This is a genomic window from Pseudogulbenkiania sp. MAI-1 (genome assembly GCF_000527175.1).
Taxonomy (GTDB): Bacteria; Pseudomonadota; Gammaproteobacteria; order Burkholderiales; family Chromobacteriaceae; genus Pseudogulbenkiania.
This window is the reverse complement of the sequence record NZ_AZUR01000001.1, coordinates 296,171-314,938: the sequence shown is the minus strand read 5'-3', so window position 1 is coordinate 314,938 and position 18,768 is coordinate 296,171. Positions and strand designations below refer to the sequence as shown.

The window sequence follows — 18,768 nt, the reverse complement described above, 5'->3', positions numbered from 1 at the left end:
GTGGCGGGCTACCTGCTCGACTGGCTGGCGCTGCTGCTGCGCTGGCTGCACTTCGTCGCGGGGGTGGCCTGGATCGGCGCCTCGTTCTATTTCGTCTGGCTCGACAACCACCTGACCCCGCCGAGCGACCCGGAGCTCCAACGGCGCGGCGTCGGCGGCGAGCTGTGGGCGGTGCACGGCGGCGGTTTCTACAACCCGCAGAAATATCGGGTGGCGCCATCCGTGCTGCCGGCCAAGCTGCACTGGTTCAAGTGGGAGGCCTACACCACCTGGCTGTCGGGCTTCGCGCTGCTGGCGTTGCTGTACTTCGTGCGGGCCGAGGTGATGTTGGTCGATACCGCCGTGGCTCGCCTCACCCCAGCGGTGGCGGTGGGCGTGGCGCTGCTGGTGCTGGCCGGCGCCTGGCTGGTCTACCACGGTCTGTGTGCGAGCCCGCTCGGACGACGCGACGGCTGGCTCTGGCTCACGGTCTACCTGCTGCTGGTGGCACTGGCCTGGGGGCTGTCGCAGTTGTTCGCCGCGCGTGCGGCCTACCTGCTCACCGGTGCGGTGATCGGCACGCTGATGGCCGGCAACGTGTTCTTCGTCATCATCCCCGGCCAGCAGGCCATGGTGGCGGCCTTGCGGCGGGGAGAGACCCCAGACTCCGAGCCGGGACGGCGCGGCAAGCAGCGCTCGGTGCACAACAACTACTTCACGCTGCCGGTGCTGTTCATCATGATCAGCCCGCATTTCGCCTTCACCTACGGCCACCGCTACGGCTGGGCGCTGCTGGCCGGCATCGGCGCGGCCGGTGTGCTGATCCGCCACTTCTTCAACCTGCGCCATCGCGGCATCGTCGACTGGCGTTTTCCGGCCGCCGGCGTGGCGCTGCTGGCATTGGTGGCCTTGGCCGGTGCGCCGCCCGGCCTTACGGCCCGGCAAGACCGGCCTGCGGCCACGCTGGCGCAGGTGCGTGCCATCCTCGAGCAGCGTTGCGTCGCCTGCCACGCTGCCCGGCCGAGTTTTGCCGGGTTTTCCGCGCCGCCAGCCGGCGTGCGGCTGGACGAGCCCGCCGAGATCAAGCGCCACGCCGCGCGGCTGGCCGAGCAGGTGGCGAACCGCGCCATGCCGCTCGGCAACCTGACCCACATGACCGAGGCCGAGCGGCAGGTGATCGCCGAGTGGGCCGCCGCCGGCGCGCCGGATTGAGAGCCCGAAGGAGATCGCCATGAACGCCTACCCGCGCGACCTGATCGGCTACGGCCGCACCCCGCCGCAGGCCGACTGGCCGGGCAATGCCCGCATCGCGGTGCAGTTCGTGCTCAACTACGAGGAGGGTGGCGAGCGCTGCGTGCTGCACGGCGACGCCGCCTCGGAGACCTTCCTCTCCGACATCGTCGGCGCGCTGCCCTACCCGGACCGCCACCTGAGCATGGAGTCGCTGTACGAGTACGGCAGCCGCGTCGGGGTGTGGCGCATCCTGCGCGAGTTCGAGCGCCGCGGCCTACCCTTGACGGTGTTCGGGGTGGCGATGGCGCTGCAGCGTCACCCCGAGGTGACGCATGCCTTCGTCGAGCTGGGGCACGAGATCGCCTGCCACGGCCTGCGCTGGGTCAGCTACCAGGAGGTCGACGAGGCCACCGAGCGCCGCCATATGGCCGAGGCGGTGGCGACGCTGTGCCGGCTCACCGGCCACACTCCGCTCGGCTGGTACACCGGGCGCGACAGCCCCAACACGCGCCGGCTGGTGGTGGAGCACGGCGGCTTCCTGTACGACGCCGATTACTACGGCGACGAGCTGCCGTTCTGGACCGAGGTGACCACCGCCAGCGGCAAGCGCCTGCCGCACCTGGTGGTGCCGTACACCCTCGACGCCAACGACATGCGCTTTGCCACGGCGCAGGGCTTCAGCAGCGGCGAGCAGTTCCTGCAGTACCTCAAGGACGCCTTCGACGTGCTGTACGCCGAGGGCGAGGAGTGTCCGAAGATGCTGTCGGTCGGGCTGCACTGCCGGCTGATCGGCCGCCCCGGGCGCTTTCGCGCGCTGCAGCGTTTCCTCGACCACATCGAGCGCCACGACCGCGTCTGGGTCTGCCGCCGCCTCGACATCGCGCGCCACTGGATGGCCACCCACCCCTACGTGCCCGCCCGCTGAAGGGGCGGCGGCGCACCAATATGGGATGCACGCCCGCTAGCGGTGTGTGACTTCGCCCCTGAAAAAATCGATATTTGGCGACAATGACGACAAATCGCCGATATTCCACCCCTTCCTTTCCTGCCAGAAGCTGGCACGCCGTTTGCTGAATCCGGCTCCATGCGGCCCGACTGGTCAGACCAGTCAGGCCACGCCGATAGGAGCCGAATCGCATGACCCGACTTTCCAGCTACGCCGCCCAGACCTTGCAGCGGCAGATACATGAAGGACTGTTCCTCCCCGGCGAGATGCTGCCGTCGCAGCGCGAGCTCGCCGTGACGCTGGGCATCAGCCGTGCCTCGCTGCGCGAGGCGATTTCCACGCTGGAGGCGCTCGGCCTGGTGCGTTCTCAGCCGGGCAAGGGGGTGCTGGTCACCGCCGGCCAGCCGCGCCCGGCCGGCGAACTCCCCTCCGGCCCGGCCGCACACGCGCCGCAGCAGGTGTTCCAGCTGCGCGCCATCGTCGAACCGGCCGCCGCCGCGCTGACCGCCAGCCGTGGCGACGGCGACGGCCTCGCGCGGCTACAGGCGATTCAGCAGCAGATGGAGGCGGCGCTGCACAAGCTCGACCTGGTCGGCGCCGCCGAGCACGACCTGGCCTTCCACATGGAGATCGCCCGCCTGTCCGGCAACGAGCCCCTGGCCACGGTGATCCAGCAGTTCGAGCAGCCGATCGCGCACAGCCTGCGCCTGCCGTTCGCCGACCGCGGCCATATCTGGGACACCGCCGACGAACACCGCGTGGTGCTCGACGCGATCCTGCGCCAAGACCCCGCCGCCGCGCAGGCGGCGATGTTCGACCATCTGCAACACGCCGCCGGCCGCATCGGCCTGGCCCTGGTGCTGCCCGGTTTTCCCCACGCCTCACCCTCTCTGCAAGGAGTCACCGCATGAACCGTCGTACCCTGCTTCGCACCCTGGCCGGCTCGGCCGTGTTGGCCGGTCTGCTGGCCGCCCCGCTGGCGCACGCCGACGCGCTGGCCGATATCAAGAAGGCCGGCGTCGTGCGCGTCGCCGTACCACAGGACTTCCCTCCCTTCGGCTCGGTCGGCAGCGACCTGAAACCGCAAGGCTACGATATCGACATGGCCACGCTGATCGCCAAGGAACTGGCCGTCAAGCTGGAGCTGGTGCCGGTCACCAGTACCAACCGCGTGCCTTTCCTGACCACCGGCAAGGTCGACCTGGTGATCTCCAGCATGGGCAAGAACCCGGAACGCGAGAAGGTGATCGACTTCTCCGCCGCCTACGCGCCGTTCTACAACGGCGTGTTCGGCCCGGCCAATGAAAAGGTGGCGGGCGCCGCCGACCTGGCCGGCAAGACCGTGGCGGTGACGCGCGGCTCGGTGGAGGACCTGGAGCTGTCCAAGATCGCGCCGGCCGGGACGGTGATCAAGCGCTTCGAGGACAACAACTCCACCGTGGCGGCCTACTTCTCCGGCCAGGCGCAGCTGCTCGCCACCGGCAACGTGGTGGCCACCTCGCTCAAGGAGCACATCAAGAAGCGGCCGCTCGACACCAAGTTCCTGATCAAGAACTCGCCGTGCTACATCGGCCTGAACAAGAACAAGCCGGCGCTGCTGGCCAAGGTGAACGAGATCGTCGCACGCGCCAAGAAGTCCGGCGCGCTGAACCAGATCTCGGAGCGCTGGCTCAACGCCTCGCTGCCGGCATCCCTGTAACGCTGTCCCACAGCGCCCGGAGAGACCGCCTCTCCGGGCCGGAGTGAGTGTCATGGCTTATCAGTTCGATTTCCTGGCGGTGTGGGACTACCGCGAGCAGTTGGTACGAGGCGTCGTCCATACCCTCGCCCTGACCGGCGCCGGCATGCTGGGTGGCGCCGCCGTCGGCGTGCTGGGTGGGGTGGTCCGTGCCTGGCGGCTCGCGCCGTTCGACCGCCTGGTCGGCGTCTACGTGGAGGCGATCCGCAACACGCCGTTCCTGGTGCAGTTGTTCTTCATCTTCTTCGGCCTGCCGGCGCTGGGGGTGCAGTTCTCCGAGTGGCAGGCGGCGGGGCTGGCGATGGTGGTCAACCTCGGCGCCTACAGCACCGAGATCGTCCGCGCCGGCATCGAGGCCACGCCCAAGGGCCAGCTGGAGGCGGCGGCGGCGCTGGCGATGAGCCGCGCGCAGATCTTCCGCCACGTGGTGCTGCGCCCGGCGCTGCTCAGGGTGTGGCCGGCGTTGTGCAGCCAGGTGGTGATCGTGATGCTCGGCTCGGCGGTGTGCTCGCAGATCGCGGCCGAGGAACTGACCTTCGCCGCCAATTTCATCCAGTCGCGCAATTTCCGCGCCTTTGAAACCTATCTCGTGGTCGCCCTGCTCTACCTCGCGCTGGCGATGGTGCTGCGCCAGGCACTGATCGTGTTCGGGAGGCGGGTGATCTCCGGGAGGCCGTCATGATCTCGTTCTCGTTGTGGGACATCGTCCGTCACCTGGGTGGCGCGGCGCTGTGGACGCTGGTGCTGTCGCTCTCAGCCTTCGTACTGGGCGGCAGCGCGGGACTGGTGCTGTTGTACGCCCGCATCAGCCGGCTGCCGTGGCTGCGCCGCGTGGCCCGGCTCTACATCGAGCTGTTCCAGGGCACGCCGCTGTTGATGCAGCTGTTCATGGTGTTCTTCGGGCTGTCGCTCGCCGGCAGCGACATTCCGGCCTGGCTCGCCGCCGGCCTGGCGCTGACGGCGTATACCAGCGCCTACCTGGCCGAGATCTGGCGCGGCTGCGTCGAAGCGGTGCCGCAAGGGCAGTGGGAGGCGGCGGCCAGCCTGGCGATGAGCCGCTTCGAGCAGTTGCGCCACGTGGTGCTGCCGCAGGCGCTGCAGCTCGCCGTCGCCCCCACCGTCGGTTTCTCGGTGCAGGTGGTCAAGGGCACCGCGGTGACCTCGATCATTGGCTTCGCCGAGCTGACCAAGATCGGCTCCACGCTGGCCAACGCCACTTTCCAGCCTTTCCTGGTGTTCGGCCTGGTGGCGCTGGGCTATTTCCTGTTGTGTTATCCGTTGTCGCTGTACGCCAGATCGCTTGAAAGGAAGTTCCATGTCGCTCGTCCGCATTGATGCGCTGCATAAACGTTTCGGCTCCAACCACGTGCTCAAGGGCATCGACCTGAAGATCGAGCAGGGCGAGGTGGTGGCCATCATCGGCCGCAGCGGCTCCGGCAAGAGCACGCTGCTGCGCTCGATCAACGGCCTGGAGGCCATCGACGACGGCCTGATCGAGGTCGACGGCGAGCGGCTGCACGCCGGCCAGACCGATCTGCGCGCGCTGCGCCTGAAGGTCGGCATGGTGTTCCAGCAGTTCAACCTGTTCCCGCACCTGAGCGCCGGCGAGAACGTGATGCTGGCCACCAAGGTGGTGAAGAAGACCGCGCCGGCCGAGGCGCGCGAGCTGGCGCGGCAGATGCTGGCCAAGGTCGGGCTGGAGCACAAGTTCGACGCCTACCCGGACCAGCTCTCCGGCGGCCAGCAGCAGCGCGTGGCGATCGCTCGCGCGCTGGCGATGTCGCCCAAGGTGCTGCTGTGCGACGAGATCACCTCGGCGCTCGATCCGGAGCTGGTCAACGAGGTGCTGAGCGTGGTGCGCCAGCTCGCCAGCGAGGGCATGACGCTGATCATGGTGACCCACGAGATGCGTTTTGCCCGCGAGGTCGGCGATAAGCTGGTCTTCATGCACGAGGGGCGCGTGCACGAGAGTGGGGCGCCGGAAGAGCTGTTCAGCCGCCCGACCACGCCGGAACTGGCGGGCTTCATCGGCGCGGTGGCCTGACGCGCCGGTCCGTGACCTGGCTGCGGCCAAGCCGGGAAACGGAGCACCACCCGGTCCTGAACTGGCAAGGCTCGCCGACGCGGCTATCTTTATAGAAACCGGGCAGCCGCCCGGCAGCCCTGCGGACAGCACAGCGATGGAACAACGGCCGATCCAGTTCTACCACCGTGGCGGCATCGTGCGGGTGATGCGCCAGCCCCCGACCCGCACCGTGCTGCAGTACCTGCGCGAGGATCTGCACGCCAGCGGCACCAAGGAAGGCTGCGCCGAAGGCGACTGCGGAGCCTGCACCGTGGCCGTCGGCGAGCTGCGCCACGGCGAGCTGGTCTGGCACGCGGTGAACGCCTGCCTGATGCTGTTGCCGGCGCTGGACGGCAAGGCGCTGTTGACGGTGGAAGACGTGGCCGCGCTGTCGCCGGATGGGCTGCACCCGGTGCAGCAGGCGCTGGTCGAGCAGCATGGTTCGCAGTGCGGTTTCTGCACGCCGGGCTTCGTGATGTCGCTGTTCGCGCTGTCCGCCCAACACCCCGGCGCCGGCCGCGCCGAGGTGCTCGACGCGCTGTCCGGCAACCTGTGCCGCTGCACCGGCTACCGCCCCATCGTCGATGCCGGCATCGCGGCTTGCGCCGCCGCCCCCTGCCTGCCCGAGCCGGAACCCATCATCGCCGCGCTCAGGGAGATGGCAGAGGCGCCGGCGCTGGACTACCGCCAGGGCGGTGCCCGCTTTCGCAGCCCGAGAAGCCTGGCCGAACTGGCCGAACTCTACGCCGCCACCCCCGACGCACGGCTGCTGGCCGGCGGCACCGACCTCGGGCTGTGGGTCACCAAGGAACTGCGCGAGCTGCCCGAGCTGATCTCCCTGGGCCACGTCCCCGAGCTAAAAACCATCGAGCACGATACCCAGTGGCTGCGCTTCGGCGCGGCGGTGACGTTGACGGACGCCTTCGCCGCCCTGCTCGAGGACTACCCGGAACTGGCCGAGCTGGCGCGGCGCTTTGCCTCGCCGCCGATCCGCAACGCCGCCACCCTGGTCGGCAACATCACCAACGGTTCGCCGATCGGCGACTCGATGCCGGCGCTGATCGCCCTCGGCGCACGCCTGCGGCTGCACCGGCTGGGGGTGGAGCGCGAGCTGGCGCTGGAGCACTTCTACCTCGGCTACCAGCACAACGCGCTGGTGCCAGGCGAGTTCGTGCGCGCCGTGCTGGTGCCGCGCCGCCCCGAACCGGCAGCGACACGGCCGGCCCCGTTCATCCGTGCCTACAAGGCCTCCAAGCGCTACGAGCAGGACATCGCCACGGTGTTCCTGGCACTGAGCATCACGCGCGACGACGCCAGCGTGATCCAGGAGGCGCGCATCGCGCTGGGCGGCATGGCGGCGGCGCCGGCGCGCGCGCCGCTCACCGAGGCGGCGCTGGTCGGCCACCCCTGGAACGCGGTGGCTGTCGAGGCAGCGATGAACGAGCTGCAGCACGACTTCACCCCGCTGTCCGATCTGCGCGGCCGCGCCGACCACCGCCTGCGGCTGTCGCGCCGGCTGCTGTGGCGCGCCTGGCTCGACAGCCAGGGCACGGCGCCACTGCAGCTGGACACCCTGCGGCCGATCGTGCTGCCCGCACCCGAGGACGCGCCATGAGCACATCGCCCCCCCTTCATGGCAGCGTCGGCCTGCCGCTGGCGCACGACAGCGCCGAGTTGCACGTCACCGGCCGCGCGCACTACACCGACGACCTCCCCGAGCTGCCCGGCACGCTCCATGCCGCCATCGGCGGCGCCGACATCGCCCACGGCCGGCTCACTGCGCTCGACCTCGCCGCCGTGAAGAACGCGCCGGGCGTGCGCGCCGTGCTCACCGCCGGCGATCTGTGCCACGGCACCAGTTGCGGCCCGATCGTGGCGGACGACCCGATCCTGTGCACGGGCGAGGTGATGTTCTTCGGCCAGCCGCTGTTCGCCGTGGCGGCCGACAGCATCGTGGCGGCGCGGCGCGCAGTGCGGCTGGCGCGGGCCGAATACGAGGAACTGCCGGTCCGGCTCGACATCGCCGGCGCACGCGCCGTCGGCGACTACGTGCTGCCACCGGTCACGATGCGGCGCGGCGACGCCGCCGCGGCGCTGCAGCAGGCTCCGCACCGCCTGCAAGGGCAGATGAGCGTGGGCGGACAGGAACACTTCTACCTGGAGGGTCAGATCAGCTATGCGGTGCCGCGCGACGACGGCAGCCTGCTGCTCTACTGCTCCACCCAGCACCCGAGCGAAATGCAGCAGCTGGCGGCGCAAGCGCTCGGTCTGCCGGCACACGCGGTCAGCGTCGAGTGCCGCCGCATCGGCGGCGGCTTCGGCGGCAAGGAGACGCAGTCGGCGCAATGGGCCTGCATCGCGGCGTTGCTGGCGCAGCGCACCGGGCGTCCGGTCAAGCTGCGGCTGGATCGCGACGTCGACATCGCCGTCACCGGCAAGCGCCACGATTTCGCCTACGACTACGATGCCGGCTTCGACGACAGCGGCCGCCTGCACGGCCTGGAATTGACGCTGGCGGCGCGCTGCGGCTGCTCCGCCGACCTGTCCGGCCCGGTCAACGACCGCGCGCTGTTCCACGTCGACAACGCCTACTACCTGGAAGCGGTGGCGCTCACCAATCTGCGTCTGCGGACGCACACCGTGTCGAATACCGCCTTCCGCGGCTTCGGTGGGCCGCAAGGCATGTTCGCCATCGAATACGTGCTCGACGACGTCGCACGCGAGCTGCGGCTCGACCCGCTCGCGGTGCGGCGCGCCAACTTCTACGGCGCCGCACCGCGCGACACCACGCACTACGGCATGTCAGTCGAGGACAACGTGCTGCCGGCGCTGATCGACGAGCTGGAACGCGACAGCCGCTACCCGGAACGGCGCACCGCCATCGCCGCCTTCAACGCCGCGAGCCCGGTGCTCAAGCGGGGACTGGCGCTAACCCCGGTCAAGTTCGGCATCGCCTTCACCGCCACCCACTACAACCAGGCCGGCGCGCTGGTGCACGTCTACCTCGACGGCAGCGTGCTGGTCAGCCACGGCGGCGTCGAGATGGGCCAGGGCCTGCACATCAAGGTGCAGCAGGTGGTGGCCGAGGAATTGGGACTGCCGCTGGAACGGGTGCGCATCGCCGCCACCGACACCGCCAAGGTGCCCAATACCTCGGCCAGCGCCGCCTCGTCCAGCGCCGACCTCAACGGCCAGGCGGCACGCCATGCCGCCGGGGCGATCCGGAAACGGCTGGCCGCGCTGTTCGCGGTGCTCTACGGCTGCCACGCCGCGACGGTCGAGTTCGCCGCCGGCCAGGTCTTCTCCGGCGAGCATCGGCTGGACTTCACCGAACTGGTGGCGCAGGCCTACCGCCGCCGCCTGCCCTTGTGGGAGAGCGGCTTCTACCGCACGCCCAAGATCCACTACGACGCCAACACCCGCCAGGGCCGTCCGTTCTACTACTTCGCCTACGGCGCGGCGGTGAGCGAGGTGGCGGTGGACACACTGTCCGGCGCGGTGCGGCTCATGGCGGTGGACATCCTGCACGACGTCGGCCGCTCGCTGAACCCGGCCATCGATCGCGGCCAGATCGAGGGCGGCTTCGTGCAGGGCATGGGCTGGCTCACCAGCGAGGAGCTCTACTGGCAGCCGGACGGCCCGCGCTCCGGCCTGCTCGCCACGCACGCGCCGTCCACCTACAAGATCCCCACCGCCTACGACGTGCCGGAGCACTTCAACGTCAAGCTGTTCGACAACGCCAACCATGAGGAAGGGTTGCACCACTCCAAGGCGGTGGGCGAGCCGCCGCTGATGCTGGCGCTGTCGGTATTCTTCGCCATCCGCGACGCGCTGGGCTACTGCGCCGCGCCGGGCCAGCGCGTGCCGCTGTCCGCGCCGGCCACGCCGCAGGCGGTGCTCGACGCGCTCGACGCCGTCGGCTACCGCCCGGGAGCCTGACATGCCTCCCTGGCTCGCCGCCCTGCCCGAGCTGCTGACGAGCGGCGACGCCGAGCTGGTCAGCGTGCTCAAGGTGGCCGGCTCGGCCCCGCGCGAACCCGGCGCCACGCTGGCAGTGGGCCTGACGCAGAGCGCCGACACGCTGGGCGGCGGCCATCTGGAATGGGAGGCCATCGCCCACGCCCGCGCCCGCCTGCTCAGCGGCCTGCCGCCGCCGGAAATCCTGCGCTTTGCTCTCGGACCGGGCCTGGGGCAATGCTGCGGCGGCGTGGTGTGGCTGTTGTTCGAACGCGTCGCTTCCGGCGAACGCGCGGCCTGGGGACAGCGCGCCGAGGCGCTGCGGCAGGGAGCCACACTGGTGCGCACACTTGGAGCCGGCATGCCGGGCTCGGACTGGCTGCTGACAACAGAGGGGGAATCGTCGACCGTGTTACGGGGGGAAATCGAGGACTGGCACTGGCGACAGCGCTACCGCGCCTGGCGCATGGAGCTGACGCTGTTCGGCGCCGGCCACGTCGGCCAGGCGCTGGTGCGCGTGCTGGCCGGCAGCGACCTGCACATCCGCTGGATCGATCAGCGTGAAGACGCCTTCGCCAGCCCGCTGCCGGACAACGTGCTCGCCATCGTCAGCGACGAGCCGACGGAAGAAGTAGCGCGCGCCGCCCCCGGCAGCGCCTACCTGGTGATGACGCACCGCCACGACCTCGACCTAGAACTAGCCTGGCACATCCTGCGCCGCGGCGATGTGGGCTTCTTCGGCCTGATCGGCTCGATGAGCAAGCGCGCCCGCTTCGAACACCGCCTCGCCGCGCGCGGCATTCCGTCCGAACGGCTCGCCGCGATGGCCTGCCCGATCGGCCTGCCCGACATCACCGCCAAGGACCCGGCGTCGATCGCCATCGCCGTGGCGGCGCAGCTGCTGAGCTGGCGCGATAGTGCACAAGCGGCGGGCTCCGTAGGATGGGTGAAAGCCGCCACACCGGCCCCCTAACGTGTGGAGGACAATCCAGTGCACAGCCTTGGGAAGTTCCTACCGAACGAGGCAAACCGTGGAATGTTTCCAGGGTTCGTTGCTTTCTGTATAAGCGCCGTAGGTGTAGCGCTTGGCTTCGTCGCTTCAGCGCTGTCACTTCGCTGGATCGGCCTAATTGCATTTGCCATTACTGTCTTTGGCGTTGCTAGCGGGTTCATTTTTATCTTGCATGGATGGTGGCGCCTCTTTCGACGCGAGCGACGGCACATGAAAAATCCAAATGGGCCATAGCACACCGCAAGCAGGGGCACCGTGCTGTTTCGGCCAACCTCGAAAGGTTGGCCGAAACGTCTCAGATTACTGCCGCCAACCGCACCCCCTGATCGATCGCCCGCTTGGCGTCGAGCTCGGCCGCCACGTCGGCGCCGCCGATCAGGTGCACGGTCTTGCCCAGCGCCTCAAGCGGCGCCTTGAGTTCGCGCAGCGGGTCCTGGCCGGCGCAGATCACCACGTGGTCGACCGGCAGCACTTGCGACTCGCCCTTGATGGTCACATGCAGCCCGGCGTCGTCGATCCTGTCGTAGCTCACCCCGGACACCATCTGCACCCGCTTCATCTTCAGGCTTTCGCGGTGGATCCAGCCGGTGGTCTTGCCCAGCCCCTCGCCCACCTTGCTGGTCTTGCGCTGCAGCAGGTACACCTGGCGCGGGCTCGGGTGCGGCTGTGGGCCCTTGGGCGACAACCCACCAGCCGATTCGCCCGACATGTCCACCCCCCATTCCTTCATGAACGCCGCGGCATCGAGCGAGCTGGACTGGCCCTCGTGGGTGAGGAATTCGGCGGTGTCGAAGCCGATGCCGCCGGCGCCGATGATCGCCACCTGTTTGCCCACCGGCTTGCCGTGCTTCAGCACGTCGAGGTAGGACAGCACCTTCGGGTGCTCGATGCCGGGGATGGCCGGCAGGCGCGGCGCGATGCCGGTGGCGAGCACCACCTCGTCGAAGTCCTTGAGATCGTCCGCCGCCACGCGGGTGTTGAGGCGCAACGTCACCCCCGTCGTCTCGAGGCGGCGCGCGAAGTAGCGCAGCGTCTCGTGGAACTCCTCCTTCCCCGGGATCTTCTTGGCGACGTTGAACTGGCCGCCGATCTCGCCGGCGGCGTCGAACAGCGTCACGGCGTGGCCGCGCTCGGCGGCGGCGGTGGCGAAGGCCAGACCGGCCGGGCCGGCGCCGACCACCGCTAGCCGCTTGGGTGTTGTGACAGGCGCCAGGTTCAGCTCGGTCTCGCGGCAGGCGCGCGGGTTGACCAGACAGGAGGTCAGCTTGCCTTGGAAAATGTGGTCGAGACAGGCCTGGTTGCAGCCGATGCAGGTGTTGATCTCGTCGGCCCGCCCCGCCGCCGCCTTGTTGACGAACTCCGGGTCGGCCAGGAAGGGCCGCGCCATCGACACCATGTCGGCGCAGCCGCTGGCGAGGATGTCTTCCGCCACCTCGGGGGTGTTGATGCGGTTGGTGGTGATCAGCGGAATGCCGACCTCGCCCATCAGCTTCCTGGTCACCCAGGCGAAGCCGCCGCGCGGCACCATGGTGGCGATGGTCGGCACCCGCGCCTCGTGCCAGCCGATGCCGGTGTTGATGATCGTCGCGCCCGCCTTTTCGATCTCCCTGGCGAGCTGCACCACCTCGTCCCAGCTGCTGCCGTCCTGTACCAGGTCCAGCATCGACAGGCGGTAGATGATGATGAAGTTGGGCCCGGTCGCGGCGCGTACCGCCTTGACGGTTTCCAGCGCGAAGCGGATGCGGTTCTCGAAGCTGCCGCCCCAGCCGTCGCGGCGCTTGTTGGTGGCGCGGGCGATGAACTGGTTGATGAGGTAGCCCTCCGAGCCCATCACCTCGACGCCGTCGTAGCCGGCGGCTTGCGCCAGGCGGGCGCAGCGTGCGAAGTCGGCGATGGTGCGCCAGATGTCGTCGTCACTCAGCTCGCGCGGCGGGTAGAAGTTGATCGGCGCGATCAGCGGCGAGGCCGACACGCATTTTTCCTGGAAGCTGTAGCGGCCGGAATGCAGGATCTGCAGGCAGATTTTGCCGCCCTCGGCGTGCACGGCGTCGGTGACCAGGCGGTGATGCGGCACCTCGGCCTCGTCGGCCAGCATTGCCGCCCCCTCGGCCACGCAGCCTTCGGCGTTGGGGCCGACACCGCCGGTGACGATCAGCCCGACGCCCCCTCTCGCCCGCTCGGCGTAGAACGCGGCCATCTTCTCGAAGCCTTGCGGCGCCTCTTCCAGTCCGGTGTGCATCGAGCCCATCAGTACGCGGTTCTTGAGCGTGGTGAAGCCCAGGTCGAGCGGGGCCAGCAGGCGCGGGTAAGCCGTCATGGGGAAATCCTCGTGGTGGTGTTGCGCTGTTGTTATGGCGTGATGCCGCTGACCGGCCCGGCGCGCATCGTCGTGACGGCGTCGGAACCGGGAACGGAATCCGCGGACGAATCGACAATACTTACTAGTAAGTAAGTTGTCAAATCGCTCCATGGTGCGGGGCTATGGCGGAATGAGATAGAAGGAAAAAACGGACGCCGAGGTGCCGCTCAGCACGTCGCCTGCGGTGAGGCGCTCTCGGCCTGTTGGCTGTCCGGCTGGCTCAGGTCCTGCAACACCAGCACGGCGCCGATGATCTTGCCGCCGGCGGCACGCACCGGCGCGGCCGAATCGAGCACCGGCACCGATCGCCCGTCACGCCCGACCAGCACGGCCCCCGACTTAAGGAACACCGGCTGCCCCTGGCTCAGGCAGGCGGCCACCGGGTCGGCCAGCGGCTCGCCGCTGGCTTGGTCCCGCAGCACCAGCACCGACGCCAGCGACCAGCCCAGCGCCTCGCTCTGCGACCAGCCGGTCAGTTCCTCCGCCACCGGATTCATGTAGCGGATGGCGAGCTCGGTGTCGGTGGCGATCACGGCGTCGCCGATCGAGTGCAGCGTGACGCGCCACAGCTCCTTTTCCTCGGCCAGCGCCTCCTCCAAGCGGTGCCGCTCGGTGATGTCCCAGTTGGTGCCGGTCATCGCCACCGGCACGCCGTACTCGTCGCAGCGTACCGTCGCCAGCGCGCGGATGTGGCGCACCTCGCCGTCGGGCCACAGCACGCGGAACTCGGTATCGAGCGGCTTCTTGCCCTGCTGCGCCAGCACCATCTCCTGCAGCGCCCGCTCGCTGTCGTCCGGATGCACGCTGTTGTACCAGTACTCCAGCCGCGGTGGCTCGTCTCCTGGCTGGCGCCCATACAGCTCGTACATGCGCTCATCCCAGATCAGCATATTGCTTCCGATGTGCCACTCCCAGATGCCGACCCGCGCCGCCGCCACCGCCAGCGCCATGCGCTCGCTCTGGCGCCGGCGTTCGACCTCGTCGCGCTTCCTGGCGCTGATGTCGGTGTGGGTGCCGATCAGCCGCCGCGGCCGGCCGTCGGCATCGCGCTCGATCACCACGCCGCGGTCGTGGATCCACACGGCGCTGTGCCGCTTGTCGAGCAGCCGGTATTCGATGGCGTAGCGCGAGTCGCGGCCCTCGATGATGCGCTCCAGCACCACCCGCACCCACTCCGCATCCTGCGGGTGGATGCGCGACCACCACTCGTCGATGCCGTTGCCGATCTCCTCCGGGGAGAAGCCCAGCATCGTCTTCCAGGTATCGGAAAAGAACGCCGTGCCGTGCGCCCGGTCCCAGTCCCACACCCCCTGCCCGCTGCCGGACAGGGCGAAATTCCAGCGCTCCTCGCTCTCGCGCAATGCCTCCTCGGCCCGTTTCAGCTGGTCGATATCCTCGATCTGCGCCACGAAGTAGAGCGGCTGGCCGTGCTGGTCGCGCACGATCGATACCGCCAACAGCGCCCACATTTCCCGCCCGTCCTTACGCAGGTAGCGCTTCTCCATGTGGTAGGTGTCGGCACGGCCATCCAGCAATTCCCGGACGTTGGCCAGGTCCAGTTCCAGATCGTCCGGATGGGTGACGTCCTGAAACGCCAGAGGCAGCAGTTCCTCCTCGCTGTAGCCCAAGAGCTGGCACAGCGCCGGGTTGACCTCGAGCCAGCGCCCGGCGGGCGACACCAGCGCCATGCCGATGGCCGCCGCCTGCATGGTGTCGCTCAGCTGCTTGCGGCTGATCTCCAGCGCCGTCTGCTGACGCTCCAGTGCGTCCCTCAGCGCCCCCACCACCACCGGAAACGACACCGCCACAGCCAGCGGCAGGCTGATGCCGGCCGTGCCCCAGCCCTGCGCGCCGGCCATCACCGTTTCCGGGCTGGCCAAGACGGCGGCGACGGTCAGCGCCGCCGCCAGCAGCGTCAGCAGGGTCACCGGAAACAGGCCGAGCAGCATGGCGCCGGCGATCAGCGGCAGCTCGACGAAGATGAACGGGTGCGGCAGGTAGCGCATGCCGCCGTAGCAGGTCAGCGCCACCAAGGCCGTCAGAAGCAGGAAGCGGAGCAGCATCGCGGGGGCCAGCAACTGGCGGCAGCGCGCGCCGTCGACCAGCAGCAGCAGGGGCACCAGCACCAGCGCCCCCATGCCGTCGGAGATCCACCAGCCGAGCCAGATCCGGCCGAACGGGACGCCCTGGTCCAGCGTCACCACCAGCGCGCCGGCACTGGCGCCGACCAGCGCGACCAGCGGCCCGACCGCCAGCAGGCTGAGCAGGGTCTGGCGCAGCGAGGACAGGAAGGGCCCGCCACGATGGATGAGCAGCAGCAAGCCGGTGCCGGCGGCCACCTCGGCCAGGTTGGCAAGGCCCAGACCGAGGCTCACCGGCAACGCGTGGCCGGCCAGCAGATTGGCCAGCGTCACCCCGGCGAGAAAGGCCAGCGCCAACGGCCGGCGTTCTGCCGCGGCGACTCGCGCCAGCACCGCCAGGGCGAAACCGTTGACCAGCCAGATCGCGGCGATGCCGCCCGGCCCGCGCAGCAGCCAGATGCCGAACCAGGCCAGGCCCAGGCTGACGAGCCCCATCGCCAGCGCGCGCCAGCCCAGCGGCCAGCGCGGCGCCGGGACGACGGACGGAATGGGTGCGGCGGACAGATACGGCGACAGTGACAACACGGTTCTCCCGACACAGACGCACTGGCTCCGGCGCCTCGGCACAAGGCACCGGCAGGCGGGCGGAAAAAGCCGTTGGTTATTCCCGGCAGGTCTTATGAAGAATAGATGAGGCGATCAGAAACACCAACCATAATGACTGATGCGCTACGCCGACGGCCGGGCGGCCGCACTGACGCGCTCCAGCCAGGCCAGGATGTCGGCGGTCACCACCTCGCGGTTGGTCTCGTTGAGCATTTCGTGGCGCCCGCCGCGGTACACCTTCAGCGTGATGTCATCGAGCCCGGCACGGCGGTAACGCCGCTCCAGTTGCCGCAGGGCGTAACGCCCCAGGCTGACCGGATCGCGGCTGCCGGTCAGCAGCAGCACCGGGCAAGGCGGCAGATCGCGGCCCCGCTTCTCGCCCGCCTCGAGCGCGATGATGCCGCCGAACAGGTCCTGCCACAGCGCCGGGGTGAAGTCGAAGCCGCACAACGGGTCGGCCAGATAGCGGTCCACCTCGGCCCGGTCGCGGCTGAGCCAGTCCACCGTGGTGCGCGCCGGCACGAAGGACAGGTTGAAACTGCCGAACACCAGCCGGCTCATGCCGCGGCTGGGATTGGCCGCTCCGCCCAGCCGGCCGGCCAGGCCGGCGACGCGGCGCATCAGGCGCGCGAGCCACGCCTGGCGGTAGCCGGTGGCGGACAGCACCAGCCCGGCCAGACCCCGGCCGTGGTGCAGCAGGTAGGCGCGCGCCACGAAGCTGCCCATGCTGTGGCCGAACAGCAGCAGCGGCAGGCCTTCATGCCGGGCCGCGGCATGCCGGCGCACCGCGTCGACGTCGTCGACCACCTTGTTCCAGCCCTGTTCGGCGGCGAACCAGCCGCGCCGCTGCGGCCACTCGCCGTGGCCGCGCTGATCGTGCGCGTACACCGCGTAGCCAGCGGCAGCCAGGCTTTCGGCAAAGCGCCGGTAGCGCGCGGCGTATTCGCCCATGCCGTGCACGATCAGCACCACCGCACGCGGGGCCGTCTCAGGCTGCCAGCACAAGCCGCGGATCGTTTCGCCGTCGGCGGCGTCGAGGGTAAAGGGTTCCATCGTCCGGACTCCAGAACACGGTGAAGGCGCGGGGCGGTTCAGGCCAGCATCCGCGCCGGATCGAAATGGGGATTGGTCAGCGCCGTCAGCACGTGATCGCGCCAGGCGCCATTGAGGTAGAGATAATCCTTCGCCTCGCCTTCGACGACGAAGCCGAGGCGCCGCAGCAGCGCGGCGCTACGCACGTTGTCCGGCTGGTAGTTGGCCTGGAGGCGGTGCAAAGCCAAGGGGTCGAAGGCGAAGGCGATGACGGCCTCCAGCGCCTCGTGCATCAGGCCGCGCCCCTCATCGGTGTGATCGAGGTTGTAGCCGAGGTAGCAGGACTGGAAACAGCCGCGCACGATGTTGCTTAGCGAGACGGTGCCGGCCACCCGCCCCGGCTTGCCGTCGCGCACCAGCAGAAAGGCCGCGCCGCGGCCGTCCTGCCACTCGCGGCTGCGCTGGCGCAGGCGCATGCTCCAGTACAGCTCGGTGTAGAACATGTCCCCGGCCTGCGGCTCCCAGCGCGCCAGATGCTCGCGGTTGCGCCGCCGGTAGTCGAGCAGCGCCAGCGCCCACGAGGGATCGGGCGGGATCAGCAGCAGGCGCGCGGTGGAGAGGGTGGGCTGCAACACGGTCATCGGGGTTCCGTCGGAAAGCGGGACATACCAGTATGACAGAGTCTCCCAGCCATGAAAAAACCCGCCGGAAGGCGGGTTGGTGGTCATGGGGTATTTGGCAGCGAGAGGGAGACCTGCGGCAGTAGGTCGGCGCGCCAAAGCAGGTTGGGTGCTGCCAAAAGTGTAGGATGGGTGGAGCAAAGCGAAACCCATCGAGCGATGAACACCGGCCGCCGCAGGCACAGCCGCCTCGCAGCAGGTCAGCGCGTCAGCCGCTCCAGCGCCTCACGGTACTTGTCCGCGGTCTTCTCGCGCACGTCCAGCGGCACCGCCGGAGCCGGGGCCTGCTTGTTCCAGCCGGAGGCTTCCAGCCAATCGCGCACGAACTGCTTGTCGAACGACGGCGGGTTGCTGCCGGCAACGTAGCTGTCAGCCGGCCAGAAGCGGCTGGAATCGGGCGTCAGCGCCTCGTCCATCAGGGTCAGCGTGCCGTCCTCATCCAGGCCGAACTCGAACTTGGTGTCGCAGATGATGATACCGCGGGTGGCGGCGTAGAACGCGGCGGCCTTGTACAGCGTGATGGCGGTGTCGCGCACCTTCTCGGCCAGCTCGGCGCCGATGATCTCGACGCAGCGCTCGTAGCTGATGTTCTCGTCGTGGTCGCCGACGGCGGCCTTGGTCGACGGGGTGAAGATCGGCTCCGGCAGCTGGCTCGCTTCCTGCAGGCCTTCCGGCAGCTTGATGCCGCACACGGTGCCGGACTGCTGGTATTCCTTCCAGCCGGAACCGGCCAGGTAGCCGCGCACCACCGCCTCGATCGGCACCGCCTTCAGGCGCTTGGCCACCACCGCGCGGCCTTCCACCTGCGGCAGGTCTGCCGCGCTCACCACGTCCTCCGGCTTGTCGCCGGTCAGGTGGTTGGGTACCAGGTCCTTCAGCCGCTCGAACCAGAAGTTGGAGATGGCGGTGAGGATCTGGCCCTTGCCCGGAATCGGGTCGTCGAGGATCACGTCGAACGCCGACAGGCGATCGGTGGCGATCATCAGCATACGCTTGTCGTCGATCTGGTACAGGTCGCGCACCTTGCCCGAGTAGATCTTCTTCAGGCTGGTCAGGTTGGTGGTGGTAATGCCGGTCATG

General features: G+C 69.1%; 15 protein-coding genes. 10 read left to right on the top strand and 5 right to left on the bottom strand.

Translation table 11 applies throughout. The features are described 5' to 3' along the window. The 10 genes from PSEMAI1_RS0101355 (at window position 1) to xdhC (ending at window position 10,891) form a co-directional block, all read left to right on the top strand. The gene (locus PSEMAI1_RS0101355) at window positions 1-1,191 is read left to right on the top strand and encodes a urate hydroxylase PuuD (RefSeq protein ID WP_036986161.1); all 1,191 of its coding nucleotides are present in this window, start codon (window positions 1-3) and stop codon (window positions 1,189-1,191) included. Between the two features lie 19 nt (window positions 1,192-1,210). Beyond that, entirely contained in the window at window positions 1,211-2,137 is a 927-nt protein-coding gene (puuE, locus tag PSEMAI1_RS0101350; RefSeq protein WP_024301141.1) for an allantoinase PuuE, read from the top strand. A 212-nt stretch (window positions 2,138-2,349) separates the two neighbouring features. Continuing rightward, window positions 2,350-3,069 carry a FadR/GntR family transcriptional regulator gene (locus PSEMAI1_RS0101345; protein WP_024301140.1) on the top strand — a complete coding sequence of 240 codons (720 nt, stop codon included), beginning with the start codon at window positions 2,350-2,352 and terminating at the stop codon, window positions 3,067-3,069. Continuing rightward, the gene (locus PSEMAI1_RS0101340) at window positions 3,066-3,857 is read left to right on the top strand and encodes a transporter substrate-binding domain-containing protein (RefSeq protein WP_024301139.1); all 792 of its coding nucleotides are present in this window, start codon (window positions 3,066-3,068) and stop codon (window positions 3,855-3,857) included. The genes PSEMAI1_RS0101345 and PSEMAI1_RS0101340 overlap by 4 nt, the downstream gene beginning before the upstream one ends. Window positions 3,858-3,909: 52 nt before the next feature. Beyond that, window positions 3,910-4,578 (top strand): amino acid ABC transporter permease, encoded by a 669-nt coding sequence (locus PSEMAI1_RS0101335; protein ID WP_024301138.1) that lies wholly within the window; start codon window positions 3,910-3,912, stop codon window positions 4,576-4,578. Next, window positions 4,575-5,231 (top strand): amino acid ABC transporter permease, encoded by a 657-nt coding sequence (locus tag PSEMAI1_RS0101330; protein ID WP_029770436.1) that lies wholly within the window; start codon window positions 4,575-4,577, stop codon window positions 5,229-5,231. Before PSEMAI1_RS0101335 ends, PSEMAI1_RS0101330 begins: the two co-directional genes overlap by 4 nt. After that, window positions 5,212-5,940, top strand: coding sequence for an amino acid ABC transporter ATP-binding protein (locus PSEMAI1_RS0101325; RefSeq protein WP_024301136.1), 729 nt, complete (start codon window positions 5,212-5,214; stop codon window positions 5,938-5,940). Before PSEMAI1_RS0101330 ends, PSEMAI1_RS0101325 begins: the two co-directional genes overlap by 20 nt. A gap of 136 nt (window positions 5,941-6,076) precedes the next feature. Then, on the top strand, window positions 6,077-7,576 hold the full coding sequence (gene xdhA, locus PSEMAI1_RS0101320; RefSeq protein WP_024301135.1) for a xanthine dehydrogenase small subunit: 1,500 nt from the start codon (window positions 6,077-6,079) through the stop codon (window positions 7,574-7,576). After that, window positions 7,573-9,900 (top strand): xanthine dehydrogenase molybdopterin binding subunit, encoded by a 2,328-nt coding sequence (xdhB, locus tag PSEMAI1_RS0101315; RefSeq protein WP_024301134.1) that lies wholly within the window; start codon window positions 7,573-7,575, stop codon window positions 9,898-9,900. Before xdhA ends, xdhB begins: the two co-directional genes overlap by 4 nt. Window position 9,901: 1 nt before the next feature. Then, the gene (gene xdhC / locus PSEMAI1_RS0101310; RefSeq protein ID WP_024301133.1) at window positions 9,902-10,891 is read left to right on the top strand and encodes a xanthine dehydrogenase accessory protein XdhC; all 990 of its coding nucleotides are present in this window, start codon (window positions 9,902-9,904) and stop codon (window positions 10,889-10,891) included. 334 nt (window positions 10,892-11,225) lie between these two features. On the opposite strand, the gene PSEMAI1_RS0101305 is transcribed toward xdhC, so the two are convergent. The 5 genes from PSEMAI1_RS0101305 to PSEMAI1_RS0101285 all read right to left on the bottom strand — a co-directional run bounded on the left by PSEMAI1_RS0101305 (window position 11,226) and on the right by PSEMAI1_RS0101285 (window position 18,767). After that, window positions 11,226-13,247 carry an NADPH-dependent 2,4-dienoyl-CoA reductase gene (locus PSEMAI1_RS0101305; protein ID WP_024301132.1) on the bottom strand — a complete coding sequence of 674 codons (2,022 nt, stop codon included), beginning with the start codon at window positions 13,245-13,247 and terminating at the stop codon, window positions 11,226-11,228. Window positions 13,248-13,456: 209 nt separating this feature from the next. Continuing rightward, window positions 13,457-15,955, bottom strand: a complete 2,499-nt coding sequence (locus tag PSEMAI1_RS0101300) for a PAS domain-containing protein (RefSeq protein ID WP_232219815.1) — start codon at window positions 15,953-15,955, stop codon at window positions 13,457-13,459. 144 nt (window positions 15,956-16,099) lie between these two features. Then, window positions 16,100-17,029 carry an alpha/beta hydrolase gene (locus PSEMAI1_RS0101295; protein WP_024301130.1) on the bottom strand — a complete coding sequence of 310 codons (930 nt, stop codon included), beginning with the start codon at window positions 17,027-17,029 and terminating at the stop codon, window positions 16,100-16,102. 38 nt (window positions 17,030-17,067) lie between these two features. Next, window positions 17,068-17,649: a GNAT family N-acetyltransferase gene (locus PSEMAI1_RS0101290; RefSeq protein WP_024301129.1), complete on the bottom strand. Its 582-nt coding sequence runs from the start codon at window positions 17,647-17,649 to the stop codon at window positions 17,068-17,070. Window positions 17,650-17,888: 239 nt separating this feature from the next. Continuing rightward, a complete protein-coding gene (locus PSEMAI1_RS0101285) occupies window positions 17,889-18,767 on the bottom strand; it encodes a phosphoribosylaminoimidazolesuccinocarboxamide synthase (RefSeq protein WP_029770434.1) in 879 nt (292 codons plus the stop codon). Window position 18,768: the final 1 nt, after the last annotated feature.

Excerpts from the sequence above, each read along its gene's own strand:
- PSEMAI1_RS0101305 (WP_024301132.1), bottom strand. The coding sequence starts at position 13,247 with ATGACGGCTTACCCGCGCCTGCTGGCCCCGCTCGACCTGGGCTTCACC.
- PSEMAI1_RS0101335 (WP_024301138.1), top strand. The coding sequence starts at position 3,910 with ATGGCTTATCAGTTCGATTTCCTGGCGGTGTGGGACTACCGCGAGCAG.
- PSEMAI1_RS0101295 (WP_024301130.1), bottom strand. The coding sequence starts at position 17,029 with ATGGAACCCTTTACCCTCGACGCCGCCGACGGCGAAACGATCCGCGGC.
- PSEMAI1_RS0101325 (WP_024301136.1), top strand. The coding sequence starts at position 5,212 with ATGTCGCTCGTCCGCATTGATGCGCTGCATAAACGTTTCGGCTCCAAC.
- xdhC (WP_024301133.1), top strand. The coding sequence starts at position 9,902 with ATGCCTCCCTGGCTCGCCGCCCTGCCCGAGCTGCTGACGAGCGGCGAC.
- PSEMAI1_RS0101345 (WP_024301140.1), top strand. The coding sequence starts at position 2,350 with ATGACCCGACTTTCCAGCTACGCCGCCCAGACCTTGCAGCGGCAGATA.
- puuE (WP_024301141.1), top strand. The coding sequence starts at position 1,211 with ATGAACGCCTACCCGCGCGACCTGATCGGCTACGGCCGCACCCCGCCG.
- xdhA (WP_024301135.1), top strand. The coding sequence starts at position 6,077 with ATGGAACAACGGCCGATCCAGTTCTACCACCGTGGCGGCATCGTGCGG.
- xdhB (WP_024301134.1), top strand. The coding sequence starts at position 7,573 with ATGAGCACATCGCCCCCCCTTCATGGCAGCGTCGGCCTGCCGCTGGCG.
- PSEMAI1_RS0101285 (WP_029770434.1), bottom strand. The coding sequence starts at position 18,767 with ATGACCGGCATTACCACCACCAACCTGACCAGCCTGAAGAAGATCTAC.
- PSEMAI1_RS0101340 (WP_024301139.1), top strand. The coding sequence starts at position 3,066 with ATGAACCGTCGTACCCTGCTTCGCACCCTGGCCGGCTCGGCCGTGTTG.
- PSEMAI1_RS0101290 (WP_024301129.1), bottom strand. The coding sequence starts at position 17,649 with ATGACCGTGTTGCAGCCCACCCTCTCCACCGCGCGCCTGCTGCTGATC.
- PSEMAI1_RS0101330 (WP_029770436.1), top strand. The coding sequence starts at position 4,575 with ATGATCTCGTTCTCGTTGTGGGACATCGTCCGTCACCTGGGTGGCGCG.